This is a genomic window from Cupriavidus metallidurans CH34 (assembly GCF_000196015.1).
GTDB lineage: Bacteria > Pseudomonadota > Gammaproteobacteria > Burkholderiales > Burkholderiaceae > Cupriavidus > Cupriavidus metallidurans.
In genome coordinates this window covers 630,749-655,514 of sequence record NC_007974.2, presented here as the reverse complement: position 1 = coordinate 655,514, position 24,766 = coordinate 630,749, and the positions used below count along the sequence as shown (strand labels likewise).

Sequence of the window (24,766 nt, the reverse complement as noted above, 5' to 3'; positions counted from 1 at the left end):
CGGCACAGTCCGGCGCGTCAGCGGGTCACTGAGTCAATCGTCGATTCAATCCAGCAGATCGGAATAATCGCCCTGCGCGTAGCCGCGTGTGCGAGACCAGGGCGCGCTCGCCGGCGTCGCGACCGACGTGACACGCGTGATCTTCTTCTGTGTGCCGCTTGTGTTGAGCGACTGCACCAGGCGCGGATACTGCCCGGCCACATCCCATTGCACCGTCACGCGCTCGTCGCCGCGGCGGGCCGTGTATTCCTGCACGCCGTCGCGTACGGGGCCGTTAGCCTTCATCGTCTTGAGCAAGGCGGGGTCGAGCAGATGGCTCGCCGCAGCCCAGGAGCCATCGAAGCCGATATTACCGTAGTCACCCTGGCGCACCTCGAATGTCTTGCGCATCTGGTCGCTGACGAGCCGCACATTGAGTTCGCCGTTGGGCTTGCGTTCGATCCAGCGCGCTGCCGTCGAAACATCCATGTGCTTGTGTCCCTTGTCGCCCGCCGCGTGTTCTGCCTCGTCATGCGCGTGGCGCACGCTCGCCGGCACTTCGCGCTCGATCCAGACCGAGTCACCATTGCGATAGACACGTTCGCCGAACGACACATCACGCTTCACGCCATCCTTGCCGAGTGCCGACAGCTCGTGCTGCACGCGCAGCGCGAGCGGCTTACCCGAATCGGTGGCCGTAGCCGTGGCCGCTAGGGCCGTCGACGAGGCGCATATGCCGAGAGCCAGCAGAACGAACTGGCCGATTGCCTGCTTCACGCCGGCTTGTTTCATGCTGGCTTGCTTCATGTTGATCATTGCCGTGCTGAAAGTGGAAAGCGCACGCCGGCGAACCGGCGTGCGTCATGGCACGGGCACGCGAAGCGCCCGTGTCGGGTACGACGAGGATCAGAGACCCAGGGCCGACTTGACCACACCGAACACCTTGGTGTTGTCGAGGGTGCCCTTCAACGGCGCGCTGCCGGGGCCGGTGGAGAACAGCATCACATCGCCGCCACCGTGCGTTTCGGCACCCGGGGAACCCAGGTTCACGCCAACTTCCTGCAGATAGTCATTGGCGGTGGTGTCCACCAGCGACGGGTTGTCGCGGGTAGCCTTGCGCGGGGTGCCACCGTTGCCGAACACCAGCGTCGTGTAGGGCAGACCGTCGGCCGCCAGGGCGGTCTTCTTGGTCTTGTAGTCGGTGGCCGTGGCCAGGATCGGGTTGCCGCGGTGCGAGTAGCCGTTGATCGTCATCGTGTGATCGTGGTCGGCGGTGACCACGATGATCGTGTTCGACAGATCAACCATCGAAAGCGCGCGCTTGATGGCGTCGTCGAAGGCGATGGTGTCTTCCAGCGCACGCTTGGCGTTGGTGCCGTGCAGCGCGTGGTCGATACGGCCACCCTCGACCATCAGGAAGTAGCCATTGCCATTCTTCGACAGCAGCTCGATCGCCTTGGCGGTCATGTCGGCCAGGCTCGGCTGGGTAGCGCCTTCGCCCTTGCCCGCCACGCGGTCGATCTCGTACTCGAGATGGCTCGTCGTGCTGAACAGACCAATCAGCTTGTTGCCGCTGGCCTGCATCATCTGGTCGCGCGTGGCGGCCACGGCGTAGCCCTTGGCGGCAAACTCCGTCAGCAGATTGCGGCCATCGGCACGACCCTTCTTGTTGGCCGTGGCGTCAAACGGCGTCCAGTGGTTGCGTCCGCCGCCCATCAGCACGTCGACACCGTCACCCAGCGCCGTATTGAAACCCGCGCCACCCGGCACCGCTTGCGCGGCGATGTCGTACTGCGCATCGCGATGGCAGATGTGGGAGTACGTGGCGGCCGGCGTGGCGTGCGTCAGCTCGGTCGTGGTGATAGCGCCGGTTGCCTTGCCGCGCGCCTTGGCCAGTTCCAGCAGCGTCGGCACCGAAGTACCGTTGGTCGGCAGGCAGTTGTTGATGGTCTTGTTGCCGTTGACGTCTGTGCCCGGCGCGGTCGCCTTCGTGTCCGGAGACATCGAGATGACCTCGTTGTTCATCTTCACGCCGGTCATGTAGGCAGCCATCGACGGTGCGCTGTCGGTGGTTTGCGCGTCGTTGGAGAACGTCTTGATGCGCGCGGTGCGCTTCAGCGATTCCATCGTCAGCTTGCCCGACTCGCCGTACTTGTAGATACGCGATGCGGTAACGGTGGCGGGGCCCATGCCGTCGCCCAGGAAGAAGATGACGTTCTTGGCCTCGCCAGCGGCTTGCGCCGCGGGCATCGTCAGGCAAGCGCTGGCCGCCGCGGCCGCCAGCATTCCGATACGGGTAGTGATTTTCATGTCGATATTCCGTTGTGCGGTGATGGCGGGTTGGCTCAGAGTCCGATTGCCTTCTTGATCAGGCCGAACACCTCGATGTTGTCCATCACACCGGTGAAGCTGGTGGCCCCGTTGCCCATGGCGCCGATGAACACATCGGTGCCACCGTGGGTTTCACCACCCGCGGGCATCGGAATCACCGCTTCCTGGTGATAGGTCTTGTCGAAGACCTGCACATCGGTCAGCGCGGTACGCGTGGCCGGACGGTTCTCGCCATTGCCGAAGCCGATGATCGAGAACGGGTTGCCGGTCGAATCGAGCTTGGCAGAGCCAGTCACGTAGTCCTTGACCAGACCCAGCACGCCGGGGTTGGCATCGCTGGTCTTGCCCGTGCGCTTGGCGTAGCCGTTCAGGACCAGGGTGTGGTCATGGTCGGCGGTGACGACGATCAGCGTGTTCTTCAGGCCCGGGTCGATTACGTTGAGCTTGTCGATGGCAGCCTTGATCGCGTCGTCGAACGCGGCGGTGTCCTGCAGTGCCTTGCGGGCGGTGGTCTCGTGCAGCGCGTGGTCGATACGACCGCCTTCCACCATCAGGAAGAAGCCCTTCTTCTTGGCAGCCAGCACGTCGATGGCCTTGCCGGTCATTTCTGCCAGGCTCGGCTCCTTCGCCGGATCGCGATCGAGGTCGTAATCCATGTGGCTCGCGTTGAACAGACCCACCACCTTGGCAGAGCTGGCCGTGATCTTGTCGAAGTCCGACTTGCTGGCAGCGTAGCTATAGCCGGCCGTCTTGAACTCGCCGACCAGATCGCGGCCATCGGTACGCTTGCCGCCTGCGGTCGTGGCCAGGAAGTGCTGGCGGCCGCCGCCGAAGATCACGTCGACGCCATCGGTCAGCGCGCCGTTGAAGCCGGCGCCCTTCGGTACCAGTTGCGCTGCGATGGCGTTCTCGCCGTCGCGGTGGCAGATGTGGGCGTAGGTGGCCGCCGGCGTGGCGTGCGTGATGCGCGTGGTAGTGACCACGCCCGTGCCGTAGCCGGCAGCCTTCATCTGCTCGAGCAGCGTCGGCACGCTCTTGCCGTTGCCCGTCGCCGGGCAGGTGCTGTCAGCGCCCGACACATAGGCCTTGCCGTTGGCGTCCACGGCGCTCGTTTCCGGAGTCATCGAGATGACTTCGTTGTTCATTTTCACGCCGGTCATGTAGGCGGCCATCGACGGGGCGCTGTCCGTGACCTGGGCGTCGTTCGAATACGTACGGACGAAGCCGCTTTCCGGCATCGTGTCGATCGTCAGATCGCCTTCCTCGCCCACCTTGTAGATACGCGCGGCGGTCAACGTCGTCATGCCCATGCCGTCGCCGAGGAAAAATACGACGTTCTTGGTCGGCGTGGTGCCGCCTTGTGGCTGCTCGATCGGCGGCGTCGTGCCGGCGTTGTTGCCATTGTTGTCATCGCCGCCGCAGGCCGCGAGGGCGACCGACATGGCGGCTGCCGCGAGTACGGAAATCCTTCTCATTATGGTGTCCTCCCTGTTTGAGACGGACTGGAGGATGCATGAGAAATGTGGCAGGAAGATTACTACTTGATTCTTATGAAAGACATTCTTGGCTGACCCAGAATGGCAGCCATGTTGCAGCGCATCCGTTACATGGCGATGGCAACAGGCCGGGTTGCGGCGCGGAAGGCGCTTCATTTCTGCAACACCTCGCGCCACACCACGGGATCGCATTCGCCGAAATGGGCACGGAATGACTACGAACCGCATCCGGTCGCCGGTGGTTCGCAATTTGCGTGCTTTCGGCATTGCTCAGGCTGTTTCGCCGAATTTCCCGGCGAGCGTCGTCACCGCCATCGTCTTCGGGTGAACGACGAAGCGCCGCGCGAACTCGCGCCGAATCCCTGAACCACCGTCCACACGCTCTCCCGGCCGGATGGGGGTCACGCCCACACCCGGCACGGCGCCGACGGCGCCCATCCACTTGTTGCCGGAGACTCACCATGACCCGCTACATCGTGCTGGCAAGCTTCACCGATCAGGGCATCCGCACTGTCAAGGAAACGACCAAACGCGCCGCCGCCGTGCGTGAATTGGGCGCGCAACTTGGCGTGCAAGTGAAGGATGTGTTCTGGACACTGGGCAAATACGACGTCGTGCTGACGCTGGAGGCGCAGGATGACACCGTGGTGACGGCGTTCGGGCTGAGCGTCGGCGCGCTTGGCAACGTTCACACCCAGACGCTTCGGGCATTCGACGCCACCGAGATGCAGGCCATCCTCGGCAAGATGCGCTGAGCCGCGCGGTGCTCCGAGGCGGTGTTTGCCACGGTCATCGTTGGCGAACACCGCCGCCGATGCATCGCGACAACAAATGTAATGCGCTTGGCGAAATTGGAAACACAAGTTTACTCGCCGTAACGCGCATGCCTTCTTAGACTCTCTGAAACCAATCAGAGGACAAGGAGGTTCAAGGTGGGATGGTTTCTCGTCACCGTCGCCCTGCCTGTGCTGGCGCCGATGATCTCGCTGATCTGCATGAAGGCCTTCCCGCTTGCCATCCCCTCCGCCCAGCTGGCCTTAGTTAGTGTTGTCAGGAACGGGCAGCTCTGCTGGGCTGCGATCGGCTTCTGCACCTCCGCGCTGTATGAGCTGGCAGAACCCTGTCCACCAAGTGCGAGGGTGAATGCCATATTCCAGGGGTATCTGAACGGCGGCATGACGCTCCTGCTTGTGCTGGCAAGCCTGTTCGCCGCGTGTGGCGCAGTTCTACCCCACACGGACGGATATGCATCGGGAGTACCCCGGCGCGGGCATAACAGGGTCCTGCTGGCCTCGCTCGGCATTACCTCACTGTCTGCAATTGGCTTTGCATTGATTCCTCTCGGCGCGCTTGCGTCGTCTGACTTCTGGAGATTGATATGAACAACTGGCTGAAAGAACGATTTTCAGACCCCAATCGGGCGATGGACACGCTCTGCACGGTGGCGTTTTCGCTCTGCGGACTGCTATTCGTGTACTTCATGGTCCTTGTGGTCGTCGCACAAATCATGTTCCGGTCGTAGGCACCAGAAGTAGCGGCAGTACCTGGGCTGGCCCTCTGCGCAATAGCTGGCCTCATCGCCAACTATTGGCCCAGCCTATCGCTCGAATAACGATCCGGTCTTGGACACTATGACGGAAGGAGCGGATCATTCTGGGCATAGTTTTTCCCACCCGTCGGAGTTTTCTGATGAAGTCCGCCCTGCTCGCCCTGTGTGGCGCAGCCTCCCTCCTTGCTTCGCTGTCAGCCATTGCCGGCCCCGACTTTGCCGTGATCGAGCGCGGTCGCGCCGAGGCCCGGCAGCGACAGCAACTCACCCGCCCGGCCTGCGACTCGGCCGCGGCCAGCACGCCGAAGGTTTCGGCCACTCCGGCCACCGCTACCACTCCTGCGCAGTCGAGCTGACCTACAGCGATCAGCCCTAGTCCATCGCCCATCTGCGGCGATGCGAACGCCAATCCGCTTCGCGCCTCAGGCTGCGGCCTGAGTGCATGGTCGCTGCGCCGTCGGGTTCGGATTGGGATCTGGATTTCCTCATGTCGCCTATCGAGAACATTCACTTCGATCCAGGGCGGCATTCGGTAAAGATCGTGCATCTTGACCGGCCCAAGGGAATGCGTACGCGATGGGACTACGCGGCGGACGAATCGGCTGCCTGCCGCTTGCCGCCCACGGTTGGACCGCGGGCGGCGGCAGCGGCCAGACTGCCTTCCTGAACTACCAGATGGACGAGCAGGTCACGGGGGCCTGGAGCAGATCCGTCGGCGCGATCTGGACAATCAACCGCAGTGCCGGCTTACTGCTGGAGAGGTGAAATACCGCTGGCACATCGTGGGCCGGCAAGGCATGATGTTCTAGCTCGCCACTGGCGCCATCGCCGGCAACCCCGGCGGGCTGACGTCGGCCCACTGGCTGCCGAATGGCGGCGTGGGCTACCTCTTCGAGTTCAAGCCGCGGGTCAATGTCCGATTCGATGTCGGCGTCGGTCGCCAGACGAAGGGCGCCTACTTCCAGATCAACGAAGCCTTCTGACGTTTGACTGACCTTCTCGGGCGCAAAAAAATGCCGCGACCATTGGGCGGCCGCGGCGTGTCAATTCGCCGGTCCGTGCGACACCCACTTGTCGCCCGTTTGCACCCATTGCTGGTGACCGGCTTGTCCTTCCATGGCAGAGGAAAACCGCCACGGCACAGATCGTAGGCGTCGTGCATGACGCATTCGTGACAATTTGTCCTATCAATAGGGCATCTATGATGGCATGTGCCGTCCACACATTATTCAACGCTGTCGCAAAAATCACACGGTAAATATCGTGTCGCACCGACGATTTTCATGCATCACGTCGAAAGCGCCGTTGGTGCGGGAATATGTCCTCGAAAACCTATTGAAGTCAGCGATCGACACAGCTAAGGTTCAGCGCACATAACATTTTCCACGGTAGTCATTGTTGGTCAGAACAATGACTGCTCGCCCCCGACGGAAAAATAATGAGCCATTTCATGCCGGGACGCCTCGCGTCTCTCGCCACGCCGACTGCCGGATCCGCCGGCACTCGCTCGCGCCAGTTGCTGCTGCGCCATTACCCGCAGCCCAATCTCATTTCCGATTTGTAGTGTGGTAGCAAGCGTCGACCAGTCCGGGCCATAACCATGTCCAAAGCCCGGTGCGTCGACACATCTGGGGGTAATCCGACCGCGGCGTGACGGGTCAACCGGCTGGGCCACCCAGACCCGCCGGCGCGCCATGCTGCAAGCGGAACGGTTGCCCAGGACCCTCGTCTGGAGAACGCTCGATGAGCAGTGTGATGAATGAAGGCAGCAGCCCGGCCTATGGCCCGGCCCCGTTCTTTTCCAAGGAAGCGACCTACGCCAAGCCGGGATTTTCCCGCTGGATGGTCCCGCCCGCCGCGCTGGCGGTTCACCTTTGCATCGGCCAGGCCTATGCATTCTCGGTATTCAACGTACCGCTATCGAGGGTAATCGGCATTACCGAGTCAGCGCCCGATGACTGGAAACTGACCACGCTTGGCTGGATTTTCTCGCTGGCGATCTTCTTCCTTGGCATTTCCGCTGCATTCGCCGGCAAATGGCTCGAGCGCGTGGGTCCACGACTGACGATGTTCACCGCCGCCTGCTGCTTTGGCAGCGGGTTCCTGGTCTCCGCGCTGGGTATCTACACGCACCAGATCGCCCTGCTCTATCTCGGTTACGGCGTGCTGGGCGGCATCGGACTGGGCCTGGGCTATGTATCGCCCGTGTCCACGCTGATTCGCTGGTTCCCGGACCGTCGCGGCATGGCCACCGGCATGGCGATCATGGGCTTCGGCGGCGGCGCGATGATCGCCGCACCGCTGTCCGTGGCGCTGATGAACACCTTCAAGAGCGCTACGTCGGTCGGTGTGGCCCAGACTTTCGTGGTCATGGGCATCGGCTACTTCGTGTCGATGCTGATCGGCTCGCTGGCCATCCGCGTGCCCGCCCCGGGCTGGAAGCCGGCCGGCTGGACCCCGCCCACCACCGCCAGCAAGATGATCACGCGTAACCACGTGCACATCGACCAGGCTCTGAAGACGTCTCAGTTCTACCTGCTGTGGCTGGTGCTGTTCCTGAACGTGACGGCCGGCATCGGCGTGCTGGGTCAGGCGTCGCTGATGATTCAGGAGAGCTTCAAGGGCAGCGTGACCGCCGCCGCCGCAGCCGGCTTCGTGGGCCTGCTGTCTCTGTTCAATATGGGCGGCCGCTTTTTCTGGGCTTCGTCCTCTGACTGGATCGGCCGCAAGAACACCTACTTCGTATTCTTCGCCCTGGGCGCTGTCCTGTACTGGCTGGTGCCACAGCTTGGCGCAAGCGGCAACATCGCGCTGTTCGTGCTGGCCTACTGCGTGATCATGTCGATGTACGGTGGCGGCTTCGCCACGATCCCGGCTTATCTGGCCGACATGTTCGGCACCGCCTTCGTGGGCGGCATCCACGGTCGCCTGCTGACGGCCTGGGCCGCTGCGGGTATTGCCGGCCCGGTGCTCGTGAACTACATCCGCGAGTACCAGGTAGCGCACGGCGTGACCGGCGCCGACGCGTACACGATGACGCTGCACATCATGGCGGCCCTGCTCGTGGTCGGCTTCATCTGCAATCTGCTGGTGGCGCGCGTCAGCGACAGGCACCACATGAGCGAAGCCGATGTATCCAGCCTTGCCGGCAATGCCAGCGCCGCCCACTGACCGCCCGACGAAGAGATGCACATGGACAACTCACAAGTGAAAGCCCAACCCACCAGCAAAGGCCTGCTGGCCATCTTCTGGCTGTATGTGCTGGTCCCGCTGGTCTGGGGCGTATCCAACACGATCACCCAGGCAATGAAGCTCTTCCACTGAGCGGCATCGCACGAAGAGAAGGCCGCATTCATGCGGCCTTTTTTCTTGCTCCCTGATCGAGCTGCCGAGTGAGGTCGTTTGAGCCGCGATACAACAATCTGGTATCGTAGAAAATCCAAAAATTACAAAACTCGCCATGTCATCAGCGATACTCGGCGTTGCTGCAGCGGGAGTACTTTCTTTCTGTTATCGGGTGACCAATGTCTAGGCGCGATCCGGCGCTTCGCCGCAGCCAGAATCCGCCCATGTCGGCGGGCCGCCGGCGCCTCCTTATTGCTGGAGGCATCCTGCTGCTGGTCGCACTGGGCTGGTCACTGGTAGCTGTCATCCGGCCCGCCATCCAGCATACGATCATCATCACGACCGGTGCGGACAAGGGCATCTATCAAGGTTTCGCGGATCGCTACGCGACCATCCTGAAACGCGATGGCATCAAGCTCGAGATTCGCAGTTCGTCCGGTTCGATCGAGAACTACGAGCGGCTGAAGAATCCGGATAGTGCGTACGAGGTGGGGTTCATCCAATCGGGCACGGTCAGCCCGAGCGATACCGACGGGCTGCAGACCATTGCCGCCGTCGCCTATGAACCGATCTGGGTGTTCTATCGCGGCGCTGCCAAGATGGATCGGCTATCCGAACTGCAAGGGAAGAAAGTCTCCATTGGCGTTCCGGGCAGCGGGCTGCTCGAGGTCTCCCGAATCCTGCTCGCGCATAGCGGCATTACCGCTTCCAATACCACGCTGCTGCAAATGGACGCCAACGCGGCCTACCAGGGCCTCAAGGATGGGCAGTTGGACGCCGCGTTCTTCATCGGCAGGCCGGATGCGGAGATGCAGCAGACGCTATTGAACAGCGACCTGAAACTGATGAGCTTCGCCCAGGCCGATGCGCTGGTACAGAAATTCCCGTCGCTCTCCAAGATCGTATTCCCGCGTGCCTCGACCAGCATCGTCAACGATCTGCCGCAGGCCGACGTCACGCTGCTGGCCGCCAAGGCCCTGCTCGTATCCAAGGACACCATGCACCCTGCATTGGTGTATCTACTGCTGGAAGCCGCCAAGACCGTCCACGGCGGCGAAGACTACTTCACGCCGCTTGGCACGTTTCCCAACCTGAACACCAATGAATTTCCCGTTTCGGAGGAAAGCACGCGCTTCTTCAAGTCGGGGCGTCCTTTCCTGCAGCGATACCTGCCCTTCTGGCTGGCCAGCTTTGTCGAAAGACGGCTGCTGATCCTGCTCCCCTTCATGGCCCTGCTATTGGGCCTGTTGCAGGCCCTGCCGCGTTTCGCGGAGTCGCGGATCAAAGGCCGGCTCGTGGTCTGGTATCGGGAGATCAAGGCGCTGGAAGATGAAATCTGGAAAAGCGAGCGGCCGACGCGGCACCAGATTGCGCAGTGGCGCGAGGAAATCGAGCAGATCGATGCGCACGCCAGTCAGATACGGATGCCGCAGCGCTATTTTCAGGATGTCTACGCCCTCAAGCAGGCTATCGCCGTGGTGCGGAACCGGATTCTGCACGTGGCCGGGACGGTGAAGGAATAGCCGGCAGACAAGGGCTGGCCACGTCACCCGCCGGTGGCTCGCCTGGCCCCGGGGGGCTTCCGTCCCCTTTCACGAGCGGAACGCAGCATTCCACAGGCCCGGCTTGCAGTTCGCCGGCGGCTTCATACACTTGACGGGTTGCCCTGCCGTAGCGGCCAAGGGCTCACCTTCCAACGAAATGGAGTCGCCATGAACATCGATCTGTCGGGCAAGACCGCCCTCGTCACCGGTTCCACCGCCGGCATCGGCTTTGCCACGGCGCGCGGTCTGGCCGAGTCCGGCGCCCACGTGATCGTCAACGGCCGTAGCCAGGCCTCGGTCGATAACGCGCTGGCGTCGCTGAAGAAATCCTATCCCACCGCCCAGGCCACCGGATTCGCAGGCGACCTGACCGACGCTGCCGTCTGCGACACCCTCGTCAAGACCCACCCGGCTGTCGACATCCTCGTCAACAACCTCGGCATCTTCGAGCCGAAGGATTTCTTCGATATTCCGGACAGCGACTGGACACGCTTTTTCGACGTCAACGTGCTGTCCGGCGTACGCCTCTCGCGCGCCTATGCCAAAGGCATGGCCGAGCGCAAATGGGGCCGCATCGTGTTTATCGCGTCTGAGTCTGGCATCAACATTCCGGTCGAGATGATCCACTACGGCTTCACCAAGACCGCGCAGTTGGCGGTCTCGCGCGGTCTGGCCAAGCGGATGGCGGGCACCGGCGTCACGGTGAACGCCGTGCTGCCCGGCCCGACGCTATCCGAAGGCGTGACGGCCATGCTCAAGGATGAAATCGCGAAATCCGGCAAAAGCGCCGAGGAAGTGGCGGCCGAGTTCGTCAAGGCACACCGCAGCACGTCGATCATCCAGCGCGCGGCCAGTGTCGAGGAAGTGGCCAACATGATCGTCTACGTCTGCTCGCCACAGGCGTCCGCCACCACCGGGGCGGCCCTGCGCGTTGACGGCGGTGTGGTCGACACGATCGTGTAACGCACACCAAGGATCGACGACGGCCCGCTCCCGCGTGGAGAGGGCCGTGGCCGTCCCTGCGACTACGCTGCCTCGCCGCTCCACTCGCGTATCAGGTCCACGGTCAGGCCATCGGCCTCACAGGTCGCCTCGCCAAGTTCGCGCGCCCAGTACCGCTCCGACCCATCCGCCAGCCGCCACGCGTGCAGCCGGCGCGTATAGAGCTGCAGGTCGTATTCCGCCGTCACACCAATCGCGCCATGCACCGCGTGAGCGATCGACGTCACGGCCGTCACTGCATCACTCGCATTGAACTTTCCGATGGCCGCGCGCAGCCGGTCAGGTTGCCAGCCATCGGCCGCGCAAGCGATCTGTGCCGCCATGCGCACCGCCGCCACCTGCTCCGCCATCACGCTGATCTGATGCTGGATCGCCTGGAACTTGCCGATGTTGCGACCGAACTGCACCCGGTCATTGGCGTATTGCAGCGTCAAGTCGAACACGCTCGACATCGCACCTGCCATTTGCACTGCGTGCAGGCACGCGCCCACCGAACGCAACAGCCCTGCCGGCAATGGGAAGCGCTGCGGGAAACGTTGCATGCCAATTTCCCCGAGCGACAGCGTCAGGTCATCCCGCACGCCAGTGGGCGAAAGCGCCACGGCATCGCGATGGACGAGCGCCGCCTGGGCGCCGTCCTGCACCAGAAACCACGTTGCTGTGGCGCCGCACGGCACATGCGTGCGTTGCGCACCATCGAGATCGGCCAGCGCAATAGACCCTTCCGGCCCCTCCCGCCCCTCCGGCACCTCGACGCCCGCCATCCGCAGCACGGCCCGCGCAAACATCGTCTGCGCCAACGGCACCGGGAGCACATGCCGGCCCATCACGAACAGCATCGGCGCGACGTCCGCCAGGCTCAACCCGGCTTCCGGCAGCAAGCTGTCCGCGAAGCCGCTTTCATCGAGCAAGCGCCAGAGATCCGCGCCACTGCCGCCGGACTCGATCTGTCGCACGACAGCGGGCGTGCAGTGATCGCGCAGTAGCACTTCCAGTGCTTCCGAGTATTCGTTGTACATGGTGCTTCCTTAATCCCTTAAGCGTCCCGCAGCATCACTAGCGTCCCTGCATCCCTGTGTCCCTTAGAGGCGCTATCAAATTGAAGCGAAGCGGTTCTGGCTAGACGCGCGGCCGCAGACAGTACAAGTGGACTGCCCAAGGCCGCGCAACGACGCCAGAATCTTTTTGATAGCGCCTCTTAGCGAAGGCCCAGGCCGCGGGCGATCATGCCCCGGAGGATCTCTCGCGTACCACCGCGCAGCGAATAGGTCGGCGAAATCTGACTGACATAGGCAGCGGTGCGATAGAGCTCCGCGTCCATCGCCAGCTCCGGGTCATCGCCCAGCGCCGCTTCGGCCAACGCGCCGATCGACTGCTCCAGTCCGGTGCCGAGATCCTTGACCAATGCTGCCTCCACCAACGGGCTTTCTCCGGCAGCCAGCCGCGCGGTCACGGCCACGGACATCGCCCGTAGCGTGGCCAGCCGGCCGACGATCCCGCCGATTGTGACTGCATCGCGGCGCACCGCAGGCAGGCGACGGAGCGCAGCCACCCAGGCATCGAGCAACACCACGCTGGAGTACAGCCGCTCGGGGCCGCTGCGCTCGAATGCCAGTTCCGCGTTGACCTGTTCCCAGCCCGCGCCTTCGTTGCCGATCAGCGCATCGGCGGGCAGCAGCACGTCCTCGAAGCTGACCTCCGAGAAATGGGCATCACCGGCCAGATCATGAATCGGCCGAACCGTCACGCCCGGCAGAGACAGGTCGACAATCACCTGCGACAACCCCTTCTGCCGGTCTCCGGCCTCGCCAGACGTTCGCACCAGCGCGAGCATGTAGTGGCAGCGATCCGCGTTGGTCGTCCAGATCTTGCGGCCGTTCAGGCGCCAGCCGCCACCTGGCTGTGGCACCGCACGCGTGGCCACGCTGGCCAGATCGGACCCCGAATTGGGCTCGCTCATGCCAATGCAGAAGAAGGCCTCGCCCCGGCAGATACGCGGCAGATAGAACTCGCGTTGCGCATCGCTGCCGTAGCGCAGGATCAACGGGCCACTCTGGCGATCGGCAATCCAGTGCGCGGAAACCGGCGCGCCGCAGGCAAGCAGTTCCTCCACCAGCACGAAACGCGAGAACGCATCGAGCCCCGCGCCACCGAACCGCGCCGGCAGCGTGACGCCGACCCACCCACGCTGCGCAAGCGCGCGGCTGAACGCGGCGTCGAATCCCATCCACGATCGCGCGCGAACATCGGCGGGAAGATCCGGCAGATGCTCGGCCAGGAATGCCTTCACCTCGCGCCGGAACGCCAACGCCTCAGGCGGCAGGGATGTCAGCGAGAACGCGCCAAACAGTGAACTCAAAACGGTACCTCCGTAAGCGCCCGGTGAGCGCCTGATGCCTCTTCAATCCAGCGTCACGCCGGTGTCCTTGACCACTTTGTGCCAACGGTCGATTTCCGACGCCACATACTTCGCATAGGCCTCCGGGCTCGACGCCCGCACCTCCGCGCCCTGCTGCGCCAGGCTGGCACGCACATCGGGCGCCGCAAGCGCCTTCAGCGCCGCGCTGTTGAGCTTCTTGATGATCTCCGGCGAGGTCTTCGCGGGCACCATCATGCCCTGCCACGCGCCCACTTCGAACCCATGCATGCCAGATTCGGCCAGCGTCGGCACGTCCGGGAGTTGCGAACTGCGCGCGCTGCTAGTGACGGCTAGCGCGCGCATCCGCTTGTCGCGGATAAACGGCAGCGACGAGTTGATGGTGTCGGTCATGAACTGCACCTGCCCGCTGGCCAGATCGGTCAGTGCCGGCGCGCTGCCTTTGTACGGCGCGTGGGTGGCATCGAGCCCGTTGGCCTGCAGGAACAGGAACGCCGCCAGATGCGTGACGTTGCCGTTGCCCGCCGAACCATAGGTCATCTTGCCCGGATTGGCCTTCAGCCAGGCAACGAACTCCGGCACGGTGCGCACCGGCACCTGCGCGTTGACTTCCAGCACGAGCGGCACCATCGCGGTCATCGCCACCGGCGCGAAGTCACGCTTCACGTCATACGGCAGCTTCTTGTACAGCGCCGGGCTCAACGCGATCGACGACGTGTTGTACAGCACCGTGTAGCCGTCGGCCGGCGACTTGGCCACCATCTCGCCGGCGATATTGCCGTTGGCGCCAGGCCGGTTGTCGACGATGACCTGTTGCCCGATCTCCTCGGACATCTTCCGCGCAATCACGCGCGACACCAGATCGGTAGGTCCGCCGGGCGGGAACGGCACGACGAGCCGGATCGGATGATCCGGAAACTCGCCCGCCATGGCCGGCGCGACAGCAGCCGTCAGCGCGAAGGCGCAGCCGGCAAGCAGAATCGAACGAATGGAATGCCCGGCTTTTTTGCTCTGTGTCGGCATGATGGTTGTCTCCTCCAGAAAGTACGGCAAGTACGGCGAAAGCGGCTACGCCACCGGATCAGCGGCCCGCCAGCAGGCGTCGCGCCGTGTACGTCATGACCAGCTCGTTACGCTGGTTGAACACCTCGATCGACGAATCCACCACGGCGCGGCCGCTCTTCGACGTCGGACGAATGCCAGTCACGGTGATCCTGGCGTGGATCGTGTCGCCCACCACCACCGGGCCGAGGATCTTCTGCGTCAGCTCGAGCATCGCCAGCCCGGTACCCTGGATCATCGTCTGCAGGATGAAGCCCTCGATCAGCGAGTACGTCAGCGCGGCGGGCACCGGACGCCCCTTGATGGCGCCGGCCTCGTAACCTTCTTCGATAAAGATCGCTTCGAGCATCCCGGTGACCGAGATGAAGTTGACCAGATCAGTCTCGGTAACGGTACGGCTGAAGGTCTCGAAAACCTGCCCTTCGCGGATGTCCTGCCAGTAGAAGCCCTGGCCCAGGCGTTGCGGTTGTGAAGTCGTCATGGTGTCTCCTCGGGAATTCGGTGATGGATGCAGGCCTACTGATTCGATTGCAACCGGTCGATCTCGTCGTCGCCAAGTCCTGCGGCGGCAAGGATCTCGCGCGTATGCTCGCCAAGCCTGGGCGGCACGGCCGCGCGCGCGCGTTCGCCATCGAAGCGCACTGGCGCGCCGGGAAAGCGCAGCGTGCCCATCGACGGATCTTCGATCTGGTCGAAGAAGCCGGTCGCGCGCAGGTGCGGATCGTCAACGAGTTCGTGAAGGTCGTTCACGCGGGCCACCGGAATCTGCAGCCGCTCGCAGATAGCCAGCCAGTCCGCGGTGCTGCGCGCGCGCACGAGTTCGCCAGTGATTTCATAGAGCGTTTCGATATGGCGCGTGCGGGCGGCGATATCGGTGAAACGCGCATCGGCAACCAGGTCCTCGCGCCCCGACGCCTGGAAGAAGTCACGCCAGTGCGCGTCGGTGTACGGCATCATGCAGACGTAGCCGTCCGCGGTCTGGTATGGCCGGCGCAGCGGCGCCAGCACGCGCGGATAGCCGGACGGCCCACGCGGCGGCTCGAAGTGCTGCCCGTACAGATGCTCGACCATATTGAAGGCCACCATCGATTCGAACATCGGCACTTCGACCATCGAGCCCTTTCCGCCTTGCCGCTCACGGCCCGCAATCGCGGCCGAGATCGACAGCGCGGCCACCAGACCACTGGTCTTGTCCGCCGAGATGGTCGGGAAGTAACGCACGGTGCCGGTCTGCGCGGCCATCAGCGCCGCATTGCCGCACAGGCCCTGGATGATGTCGTCATACGCGGGACGGCCACCGTACGGGCCGTCCTCGGCGAAACCGAGCAGGCTCACGAAGATTAGTTGCGGATGACGCGCCATGACGCTGGCAGGATCGAGGTCCAGCTTCGCCAGCTTCTGCGGCCGCATGCTGTGGACGAAGACATCGGCTGACGCCAGCAGCCGGTGCAGCGCCGCCTGCGCCTCCGGGCGCTTCAGGTTCAGCACCACGCTCTTCTTGCTGCGGTTCACGCCCAGGAAGATCGCGGACATGCCGTCTTCGGTCGCCGGGCCGGTTCGGCGCGTGGAGTCACCTTCGGGTGTCTCCACCTTGATGACTTCCGCGCCAAGATCGGCCAACCACTGGCTGGCGTAAGGACCCATCACCACGGTCGACAGATCCACCACGCGGATGCCGGACAGAGGCAGCATACCGTGTCTCCTGTTGTATTGATTCGATGTATTGATCGGCCAAGATTAAGGCAGCCAGCCCCATTGCGTCTAATATTAGATTTTTAGCAACCGATATTCACTGGATATCATCATGGATCTACGTCAGCTCCAGCAATTCGTCGTGCTGGCCGAAACCGGCAACTTCCACCGCGCCGCCGAGCGCCTGCACATGGCGCAACCCCCGTTGTCGATTTCGATCCGCAAGCTGGAGGAATCACTGGGCACGCCGCTGTTTGTACGCACCACGCGCGGCGTGCGGCTCACCCAGGCGGGCGAAGCGGCGCTCAACGATGCGCGCCGGGCCCTGTTCCATGCCGGCCAGGCGCGGGCCGCAGCGGTGTCTGCGGCGCTTGGGGAACGCGGCGCGCTGCGTATCGGTTTTGTCGGCTCCGCCACCTATGCGTTGCTTCCCCGTCTCATCCCGGCCTTCCGCTCGGCACACCCTGGCATCGACCTGATCCTTCACGAATCCACGTCGGCCGCGATTCTGGACCGCATCGAACACGGCCAGCTCGACGCCGGACTCGTACGCTTTCCCATCCTCAACAGCGGCCCTTACACGTTGACCCCGCTCGAGTCCGACGCGTTCGTGGCGGCCGTGCCGGCCGACGGGCGCTTTGCCGAGCAGGAGAGCATCGCGTTGAAGGCACTGGCCGACGAGCCCTTCATCATGCATCCCCGTGCCGATGTGCCGAACCTGCAGGCCGTGGCGATGCTGCTGTGCCAGCAGGCCGGTTTTGTGCCGCGCATCGCGCAGGAAGCGGTGCAGGTGCAGACCATCGTCAGTCTGGTGGAAAGCGGATTGGGCGTCGCGCTGGTGCCTGGCGTGGCGGCGCGTTACACGAATCGGCGCGTGCGCTTTCTGCGCCTGTCCAGCCCACGCCCGGCGGCACGTATCGGCATCGCCCTGGCCACGCAGCAGGACACCGACGATCGCCATGTGCAGCGCTTTATCGCTGCAGCGCAGCGAATCGCAGGCGACTAGGCGCGGCGGCAGAAGGCAACTCAAGGCAACTCAAGGCAGCAATTCCGCAGGGCGGCTGCGGCTATACAGCCGATGCATGGCCGCCATGAAACTTGCGCCATGGGTGCATGCAGCTTGACGCACGCGCCTTACATTCTGGCTTGCATCCGGGCGGTACTGCATCCATCCCTCACGGAATCGAGCCAGTGAAAAAGCTTCTGATTGCCAACCGCGGCGAAATCGCGCTGCGGGTTCAACGCGCCGCGCAGGATCTCGGCATTGCCACTGTCGCGGTGTACGCCACCGACGACGCTCAATCGCGCCATCGCCAGCTTGCCGATGAAGCCATCGCGCTGCCCGGCAATGGTCCGGCTACCTATCTCGACATCGACGCCATTCTCGGCGCGGCGCGCGCCGCTGGCTGCGATGCAATCCATCCCGGCTACGGCTTCCTGAGCGAGCGTGCCGACTTCGCGCAGGCATGCGCGGCAGCAGGTATCACGTTCGTCGGCCCCACGCCCGAGCAGCTTGCCCTGTTCGGCGACAAGGGCCGCGCGCTCGAGCTGGCCGCGCAGTGCGATGTCCCGGTGATGCCGGCCACCCCCGGTGGCGCTTCGCTCGACGACGTCCGCGCATTCTTCGCGGCGCAGCAAGGCAATGGCATCGTGCTGAAGGCCGTGGGCGGCGGCGGTGGGCGCGGGATGCGCGTCGTCCGCGATGCCGAAGCGCTGGCCGAAGCCTACGCGCGCTGCCAGTCGGAGGCCCGCAGCGCCTTCGGCATCGAAGCGATCTATGCCGAGCGACTGGTCGAACGCGCGCGCCATATTGAAGTACAGATCATCGGCGATGGGACTGAGACAATCGCGCTCGGCGAACGCGATTGCACGCTACAGCGGCGCTTCCAGAAACTGGTGGAAATCGCGCCGAGCCCGGTGCTGACACCCGCCCTGCGCGACCGCATCGTGCAGGCCGCCAGCAGGATCGCAAAGCACACCGGCTACCGCAGCCTGGGCACGTTCGAGTTCCTGGTGGAGACCGACGACGCCGGCACGCCCCACGGCTTCGTGTTCATCGAAGCCAATCCCCGTCTGCAGGTAGAGCACACCATCACGGAACAGGTGACGGGTCTCGATCTCGTTGCCCTCCAGCTTGGCCTTGCTGATGGCCGGAGCCTGCGCGACCTGGGTCTCGACCCCGCCGCGCCGCCCACGGCGCGCGGGTTCTCCGTTCAGCTACGCATCAATGCCGAGGCCACCGATGCGCAGGGCCAGGCGCGCCCGGCGCTCGGAAGGCTCGAACGTTTCGATCCGCCCACCGGGCCCGATGTTCGCGTCGACACGCACGGCTATACCGGCTACGCGCCGCCAGCTGGCTATGACTCGCTGCTGGCCAAACTGATCGTAAGCACTTCTTCACCCCGTTTCGAGGACGTGGTGCGGCGCGTGCGGCGTGCGCTCGGTGAATGCCGTGTTGACGGCGTGCCAAGCAACCTCGACCTGCTGCGCGCCCTGGTGGCACGCGAAGACTTCGCGACACAGCATGTCCATACACGTCACTTCGAGGCGATCCTGCCGGAACTGCTGACCGCCGCGCAACGCGTGGCGGCCAGTGACGCCGCGCGACAGGCTTCCATCGGCATCGCGCAGACCGCCCCCGTGCCTGTACCGACCGCTACTGCCGAGGCCATCGACGAAGGACTGGTTGCAGTGCGCGCGCCAATGAACGGGCGCGTGGTCGAGATGCGCGTCCAGGAAGACGACATCGTGCAACCGGGCCAGATCGTGGCGATCCTCGACGCGATGAAGATGGAGCACACCATCGCGGCCGAGTGCGCGGGGCGTGTGATCGACGTGCGCGTCGGTGCCACCGGGCAGACTGTCGAAGGGCAAATCCTGCTCGTGCTGGAGCCGGTGGCTGACGCCGGCGTCGCGCATCACCGCAGCGAGGCGGCAGACCCACGCGCGATCCGCCCCGATCTGCAACGTGTGCGCGATCGCGATGCGTTCCTCGATGATGCCGCGCGGCCGGACGCGGTGGCGAAACGCCATGCGCGCGGCCAGCGCACCGCGCGCGAGAACGTGGCTGATCTGTGCGACGCAGGCAGTTTCGTCGAGTACGGCGCCTATGCGGTAGCCGCGCAGGCCAGCCGACGCAGCGCCGAGGACCTGATCGCCAATACGCCAGCCGATGGCCTGATCACCGGCACCGGCCGCATCAACGGCACCCGATTCGCACCGGAGCGCGCGCGCTGCGCAGTGCTGGCGTACGACGCCACGGTGCTGGCGGGCACGCAGGGCAAGCGCAATCACATCAAGACAGATCGCATCCTGCAGGTGGCCGCCGAACAGAAGCTGCCAACCGTGATCTTCGCGGAAGGCGGCGGCGGACGCCCCGGCGATGTGGACTTTCCTACCGTCGCTGGCCTCTACCAACCGTCCTTCGCCGCATTTGCCGCGCTGAGCGGCGAGGTGCCGGTGATCGGCATCGCCGCTGGCCGGTGCTTCGCGGGCAACGCTGCCCTGCTCGGCTGCAGCGACGTGATCATCGCCACGCGCGACGCGAACATCGGCATGGCCGGCCCCGCGATGATCGAAGGCGGCGGCCTTGGCGTGTATCGCCCGGAGGACATCGGCCCCGCCGCCGTGCAGTACCAGAATGGCGTGGTCGACCTGCTTGTCGACGACGAAGCCGAGGCCGTGCGCGCCGCGAAGCATTACCTGTCGATGTTCCAGGGCCGCACGCAGGACTGGGAGGCGCCCGACGCCCTGATGCTGCGCGGCGTGGTGCCCGAGAACCGCCTGCGCGTCTACGACACCCGTGCCGCGATCCAGGGCATTGCCGACGTCGGCAGCGTGATCGAGTTGCGCGCGGGCTATGGCACTGGCGTGCATACCGCGCTGGCGCGTATCGAAGGCCGACCCGTGGGCATCGTCGCCAACAACCCGCGTCACCTGGGTGGCGCCATCGACGTGGACGGCGCGGACAAGGCCGCGCGATTCATGCAGCTGTGCGATACGCATGGCCTGCCGATCGTCTCGCTGATCGACACGCCGGGCTTTATGGTCGGCCCGGAGATCGAAGCCCGCGCGCAAGTCCGTCATGTGTCCCGATTGTTCGTGCTGGGCGCCAAGGTGCGCGTGCCGTTCATGGCCGTGGTGCTGCGCAAGGGCTACGGCCTGGGTGCGATGGCCATGGCTGCAGGCGGCTTCCGCGCGCCGGCCTTCACCATCTCCTGGCCAACCGGCGAGTTCGGCGGCATGGGACTGGAAGGGGCGGTACGTCTCGGCTTCCGCAAGGAGTTGGAAGCGCTGCCGGCTGGCCCCGAACGCGACGCCCTCTACCAGCAGCTCGTGGCGCAGATGTACGAACGCGGACACGCAATCAATGCCGCAGCCGGGCTCGAGATCGACGCGGTCATCGATCCGGCCGAAACGCGGCGCTGGTTGCTGGCCGGCCTCGATGCCGCCCCACGAGACGAGGCGCCCCGACGTTACGTGGATGCGTGGTAGCCGATGCAGTGACTGAACTGGCCCCCTGACTCCGCTCCCGCCATGCTGGAGCGCGGAGCAAATACTCCTGGAGACACGATGGAAGACGCAGCTTTCTTCGCAGATCTTGAAGCGCGGCATCGCCGCATCTGGCCCGCAGGCCTGCCCACCTCGCCGCAGTATCCACACGGCGAGATCAGCCTTGGCGAGACCCTGCGGGCATGGGCGCGCATCCAGCCTGAGCGGCCCGCGCTGATCTACTACGGCAGCGAGATCACCTTCGCCGAACTCGACGACCTGAGCGAGCGCTGCGCGGAACTGCTGCGGGGCCACGGCATCGGCCCCGGCAATCGCGTGGCCGTTCTACTGGGCAACTGTCCGCAGTTCCATATCGTGTTCTACGCGATTCTCAAGCTTGGCGCCGTCTACGTGCCCGTGAATCCACTGTTCAAGGAACACGAACTGGCCTACGAGCTGAACGATGCCGGTGCGACCATGGTGATCGCGCTCGACACGCTCGTGCCGATGCTGATGACGGTGAAGCCGCAAACCAGCGTGGAAACGGTCTTCAGCACATCGGCCGGCGAATTCCTGCCCGCGCATCCCACGCTGCCCGTTCCGGCTGGACTCGACGCCGCGCCAGTGGCGCACGCGGGCACGATCGACCTGATGGCGGCCATCCAGACATGCACGGGCAACGTGCGCGACGTGAGCGTGGATCTCGATGCATTGGCCGCGCTGAACTACACGGGTGGTACCACCGGTATGCCCAAGGGCTGCATGCATACCCAGCGCGACATGATCTACACGGCGGCCGCCACGCTGGCGGTCACCAGCGGGCGCGAAGACCGGGATGCAACGCTGCCGTCGTCCGACGTGATGCTGAACTTCCTGCCGATGTTCTGGATCGCCGGCGAGAACCTCGGATTGATCTATCCGATCTTCAGCGGCGCCACGCTGGTGCTGCTGGCGCGCTGGGACCCACTCGCCGTCATGTCTGCCGTGGACCGCTACCGCGTCAATCGCACGTTCATGGTGGTCGACAACCTTGTGGAACTGCTGCAGCACCCCGAACTTGCGCGGCACGACATGCGCTCGCTGCAACATACGCGCGTGGCATCGTTCATCCGCAAGCTGACCGTGGACCTGCGCCGCCAGTGGCACGCGCTGACCGGCAGCGTCGTGGCCGAAGGCGCCTGGGGCATGACGGAGACGCACACGAGCGACACCTTCACCACGGGGATGCAGACAGACGACATGGACCTGCACGGCCGGCCAGTCTTCGTCGGTCTGCCAGTGCCGGGCACGCGTATCAAGATCTGCGACTTCGAAACCGGCGTGACGCTGCCCGTTGGCGAGGAGGGCGAGATTGTCGTCACCACGCCTTCGCTGCTCAAGGGCTATTGGGGCCGCCCCGACGCCAATGCGGAGGTGTTCCGGGACGGCTGGTTCAGGACAGGCGATATCGGCGCCTATGACGATGCGGGCTACCTGCACTTCCTTGGACGGCGCAAGGAGATGATCAAGGTGCGCGGCATGAGCGTATTCCCGTCAGAGCTGGAAGTCCTGCTCGGACGTCATGCCGCCGTACTCGGGTCCGCCGTGGTCGCACGTCCCGATCGGGACAAGGGCCAGGTGCCGGTGGCATTCATCCGCCTGCGCCCCGGGCATGACGATGTGTCGGCCGAGGCGCTGACGGCATGGTGCCGCGAGCATATGGCGACCTACAAGGTGCCCGAGATCCGCGTGGTGGACGAGTTGCCGATGACGGCAACGGGCAAGGTCAAGAAGGGGGAACTGCAGAAACAGTTCGAGCAGGACGAACAAGAGGTGGGCTGACAGCCCGCCACCGCGCCCCGACACGACCAAGAGACCATTGGAGACAACGATGAACACCCAGCGACGCCACTTGTTGAAGCTCTCCGCCGCGATGCTCGGCGGCCTCGCGCTGCACCGCCCAGCGTTGGCGCAGACCGTCACCGGCCCGATCCGCATCGTCTTGCCCTATCCGCCCGGCGGCTCCACCGATGCGATCACGCGCTTTATCGCGGACAAGCTCGGTACCGCGCTGAAGACCAACGTGATCGTCGACAACCGCCCGGGCGCGGCGGGCATGATCGGCGCCGCCGCTGTCGCCACCGCCGCGCCCGATGGCCGCACGCTGCTGTTCACGAACACCGCCCTGATCCAGAGCCCGTTGATCCAGCCCCAGCCGCTGTACAACCCGCTGACCGACTTTGAAGCGCTCACTCTCGTGGCGGATGCCGCGCAGGTCCTGGTGGCCAGCGATGCCACCCCGGCCAGGACACTGCCCGAGTACGTGGAATGGGCCCGCAAACATCCCGGCTCCGCCTATGGCAGCCTGGGGGTCGGCTCCACTGGCCATCTGTACGGTGAACTGCTCAAGCGCAAGGCCGGTATCAATATCGTCCATGCCGCCTACAAGGGCGATACGGCAGCCATCGGCGATCTGCTGGCCAACCAGTTGCCGGTAGGCTTCGTATCCACGGTGATGGCCAAGACCTATGGCGATGCCGGCCGGATCAAGGTGTTGGCAACACTAGGCCGGTCGCGCGTGCCATCGATGCCGAATGTACCGACGTTCGCCGAAGCCGGGTTCAGCGGCTTCGAGTCCATCGGCTGGATCGGCATGTTGGCGCCGGCCCGGACGCCGGCGTCACTGGTGCAGCGGCTCTCGAACGAGCTTGCGGCGATCATCAAGACGCCTGCCGGCTCGAAGATGCTGATTGACAGCGGCATGTTGCCCAGAGGCACGACGGCGCAGGAGTTCGCCGCGTTGCTCCGACGCGACCAGCAGGTCTGGCAGACGCTCGTGGCTCAGTCGGGCATCAAGGCCGAAGGATGAGGCACGAAGTGGCAGTACAGGAATGACTGCGCGTGCCCCGCCGGGGTTGTATGGGTCTCCGTGGTGTGCGCGACGAGATCGAAGGCGGGGGCGAACTCGGCCCGCAGCCCTGCGACGTCGTATCGCACCACCGGCAGGCCGCTGCATTGCGTGGGCCCGTCCAGCGCGAAGGTAGCGATGATCAAGTGACCGCCGGGCCGGACCGCGCGCCTGGCCTGCGCCACATACGCCGCGCGATCCTCTGACGCGGTCAGAAAGTGAAACACAGCACGGTCATGCCAGAGATCGGCGGACGCTTCCGGCAATACCGGCGTGGTGACATCGCCGACGATCCAGCGCACACCGGCCGCCCGTGCACCCAGACGGTCCCGCGCAGCGGCCAGTGCATGGCCGGCAAGGTCGACAACTACCAGGCGATGCAATCCCAGTGACAAAAGATGATCGACCAGCGTCGAGGCACCCCCGCCAATGTCGGCGATGGTGGCGTCCGCTGGCAGATCGAGCTTGCGGATCAGGTCGAGCGACAGGGTCGGCGCGGATTGATACCAACTGACCTCTGTTGGCGGCTTCGTCGCGTAGACGGTCTCCCAGTGATCTTTGCTTTGCATGGCTTTACGGGCGATGGGCATGGTAGGGCCGGCGGCGGCCACGGCGATCTCCGTCGAAGGTACCAGAACCACGCTTTTCCCATCTTCAGCGCCTTCGCGCAGGCCACGGTCACGAATCAGATCACGTCTTGATATATTCCACCGCCGTCGGAGCGGCGTGACCACCGCGTGTGGCCGCCTTGACACTTTGCTTAATGGTTTCTTTAATAAGTACGCATAACCGGCGCAAAGTCCGGCAAGCCTGTACATAACCAGAGGCCGCTATGCAATCAGGCAGCGTCGAAGATCCCCAGCGCAAAACGGAAGAACTGCGCAGCTTCCTGTTTCTGACCGCCGTGATGGTGCCCGTGCTCTCGGTCATCGTCGTGGCCGGCTATGGCTTCATCGTCTGGATGAGCCAACTGATCAGCGGACCGCCAACCCATTGAACATTGCCATGCAG

General features: G+C 64.4%; 23 protein-coding genes and 1 pseudogene. 15 read left to right on the top strand and 9 right to left on the bottom strand.

Annotation, left to right across the window (positions count from 1 at the left end):
• Positions 1-45: 45 nt before the first annotated feature.
• The 3 genes from RMET_RS21130 to RMET_RS21120 all read right to left on the bottom strand — a co-directional run bounded on the left by RMET_RS21130 (position 46) and on the right by RMET_RS21120 (position 3,785).
• Entirely contained in the window at positions 46-786 is a 741-nt protein-coding gene (locus tag RMET_RS21130) for a hypothetical protein (RefSeq protein ID WP_080710375.1), read from the bottom strand.
• A 99-nt stretch (positions 787-885) separates the two neighbouring features.
• Complete coding sequence (locus RMET_RS21125; RefSeq protein WP_011518579.1) at positions 886-2,289, bottom strand: alkaline phosphatase; 1,404 nt, start codon at positions 2,287-2,289, stop codon at positions 886-888.
• A gap of 35 nt (positions 2,290-2,324) precedes the next feature.
• The gene (locus RMET_RS21120) at positions 2,325-3,785 is read right to left on the bottom strand and encodes an alkaline phosphatase (protein WP_011518578.1); all 1,461 of its coding nucleotides are present in this window, start codon (positions 3,783-3,785) and stop codon (positions 2,325-2,327) included.
• 111 nt (positions 3,786-3,896) lie between these two features.
• Between RMET_RS21120 and RMET_RS21115 the strand changes: the two genes are divergently transcribed.
• From RMET_RS21115 to RMET_RS21075, 10 genes and pseudogenes are all read left to right on the top strand, one after another.
• Complete coding sequence (locus RMET_RS21115) at positions 3,897-4,172, top strand: hypothetical protein (protein ID WP_141192919.1); 276 nt, start codon at positions 3,897-3,899, stop codon at positions 4,170-4,172.
• Positions 4,173-4,267: 95 nt separating this feature from the next.
• Positions 4,268-4,561, top strand: coding sequence for a GYD domain-containing protein (locus tag RMET_RS21110; protein WP_008644323.1), 294 nt, complete (start codon positions 4,268-4,270; stop codon positions 4,559-4,561).
• A 177-nt stretch (positions 4,562-4,738) separates the two neighbouring features.
• Entirely contained in the window at positions 4,739-5,188 is a 450-nt protein-coding gene (locus tag RMET_RS32620; RefSeq protein WP_011518576.1) for a hypothetical protein, read from the top strand.
• Positions 5,185-5,328 (top strand): hypothetical protein, encoded by a 144-nt coding sequence (locus tag RMET_RS33655; protein WP_017511282.1) that lies wholly within the window; start codon positions 5,185-5,187, stop codon positions 5,326-5,328. Before RMET_RS32620 ends, RMET_RS33655 begins: the two co-directional genes overlap by 4 nt.
• Positions 5,329-5,495: 167 nt before the next feature.
• Positions 5,496-5,711: a hypothetical protein gene (locus RMET_RS21100; protein WP_029310066.1), complete on the top strand. Its 216-nt coding sequence runs from the start codon at positions 5,496-5,498 to the stop codon at positions 5,709-5,711.
• Between the two features lie 495 nt (positions 5,712-6,206).
• Positions 6,207-6,338, top strand: a pseudogene (locus tag RMET_RS34605) (BamA/TamA family outer membrane protein); the annotation flags it as partial.
• Positions 6,339-7,098: 760 nt separating this feature from the next.
• Entirely contained in the window at positions 7,099-8,526 is a 1,428-nt protein-coding gene (locus tag RMET_RS21090) for an L-lactate MFS transporter (protein ID WP_011518571.1), read from the top strand.
• A gap of 21 nt (positions 8,527-8,547) precedes the next feature.
• Positions 8,548-8,679, top strand: a complete 132-nt coding sequence (locus tag RMET_RS21085) for an MFS transporter small subunit (RefSeq protein WP_011518570.1) — start codon at positions 8,548-8,550, stop codon at positions 8,677-8,679.
• A gap of 245 nt (positions 8,680-8,924) precedes the next feature.
• Positions 8,925-10,223 carry a TAXI family TRAP transporter solute-binding subunit gene (locus tag RMET_RS21080; protein WP_029309350.1) on the top strand — a complete coding sequence of 433 codons (1,299 nt, stop codon included), beginning with the start codon at positions 8,925-8,927 and terminating at the stop codon, positions 10,221-10,223.
• Between the two features lie 189 nt (positions 10,224-10,412).
• Positions 10,413-11,207 (top strand): SDR family NAD(P)-dependent oxidoreductase, encoded by a 795-nt coding sequence (locus tag RMET_RS21075; protein ID WP_008644332.1) that lies wholly within the window; start codon positions 10,413-10,415, stop codon positions 11,205-11,207.
• A 62-nt stretch (positions 11,208-11,269) separates the two neighbouring features.
• On the opposite strand, the gene RMET_RS21070 is transcribed toward RMET_RS21075, so the two are convergent.
• From RMET_RS21070 to RMET_RS21050, 5 genes are all read right to left on the bottom strand, one after another.
• Positions 11,270-12,265 carry an acyl-CoA dehydrogenase family protein gene (locus RMET_RS21070; protein ID WP_011518568.1) on the bottom strand — a complete coding sequence of 332 codons (996 nt, stop codon included), beginning with the start codon at positions 12,263-12,265 and terminating at the stop codon, positions 11,270-11,272.
• 179 nt (positions 12,266-12,444) lie between these two features.
• On the bottom strand, positions 12,445-13,605 hold the full coding sequence (locus RMET_RS21065; RefSeq protein ID WP_011518567.1) for an acyl-CoA dehydrogenase family protein: 1,161 nt from the start codon (positions 13,603-13,605) through the stop codon (positions 12,445-12,447).
• A gap of 42 nt (positions 13,606-13,647) precedes the next feature.
• Entirely contained in the window at positions 13,648-14,646 is a 999-nt protein-coding gene (locus tag RMET_RS21060; protein ID WP_011518566.1) for a Bug family tripartite tricarboxylate transporter substrate binding protein, read from the bottom strand.
• 58 nt (positions 14,647-14,704) lie between these two features.
• On the bottom strand, positions 14,705-15,166 hold the full coding sequence (locus RMET_RS21055; RefSeq protein ID WP_008644344.1) for a MaoC family dehydratase: 462 nt from the start codon (positions 15,164-15,166) through the stop codon (positions 14,705-14,707).
• 35 nt (positions 15,167-15,201) lie between these two features.
• Positions 15,202-16,377, bottom strand: a complete 1,176-nt coding sequence (locus RMET_RS21050) for a CaiB/BaiF CoA transferase family protein (protein ID WP_011518565.1) — start codon at positions 16,375-16,377, stop codon at positions 15,202-15,204.
• A gap of 112 nt (positions 16,378-16,489) precedes the next feature.
• Between RMET_RS21050 and RMET_RS21045 the strand changes: the two genes are divergently transcribed.
• The 4 genes from RMET_RS21045 (at position 16,490) to RMET_RS21030 (ending at position 23,716) form a co-directional block, all read left to right on the top strand.
• Positions 16,490-17,383: a LysR family transcriptional regulator gene (locus RMET_RS21045; protein ID WP_008644346.1), complete on the top strand. Its 894-nt coding sequence runs from the start codon at positions 16,490-16,492 to the stop codon at positions 17,381-17,383.
• 185 nt (positions 17,384-17,568) lie between these two features.
• Positions 17,569-20,871: an acetyl-CoA carboxylase family protein gene (locus RMET_RS21040; protein WP_029310067.1), complete on the top strand. Its 3,303-nt coding sequence runs from the start codon at positions 17,569-17,571 to the stop codon at positions 20,869-20,871.
• A gap of 78 nt (positions 20,872-20,949) precedes the next feature.
• Entirely contained in the window at positions 20,950-22,689 is a 1,740-nt protein-coding gene (locus RMET_RS21035) for an AMP-binding protein (RefSeq protein WP_011518563.1), read from the top strand.
• A gap of 49 nt (positions 22,690-22,738) precedes the next feature.
• Positions 22,739-23,716, top strand: a complete 978-nt coding sequence (locus RMET_RS21030) for a Bug family tripartite tricarboxylate transporter substrate binding protein (protein ID WP_011518562.1) — start codon at positions 22,739-22,741, stop codon at positions 23,714-23,716.
• Here RMET_RS21030 and RMET_RS21025 read toward each other — a convergent pair.
• Positions 23,689-24,324 carry a class I SAM-dependent methyltransferase gene (locus RMET_RS21025; protein ID WP_029309344.1) on the bottom strand — a complete coding sequence of 212 codons (636 nt, stop codon included), beginning with the start codon at positions 24,322-24,324 and terminating at the stop codon, positions 23,689-23,691. The genes RMET_RS21030 and RMET_RS21025 overlap by 28 nt on opposite strands.
• Before the next feature lie 263 nt (positions 24,325-24,587).
• On the opposite strand from RMET_RS21025, the gene napE reads away from it, so the two are divergent.
• The gene (gene napE / locus RMET_RS21020) at positions 24,588-24,752 is read left to right on the top strand and encodes a periplasmic nitrate reductase, NapE protein (RefSeq protein ID WP_011518560.1); all 165 of its coding nucleotides are present in this window, start codon (positions 24,588-24,590) and stop codon (positions 24,750-24,752) included.
• Positions 24,753-24,766 lie beyond the last annotated feature (14 nt).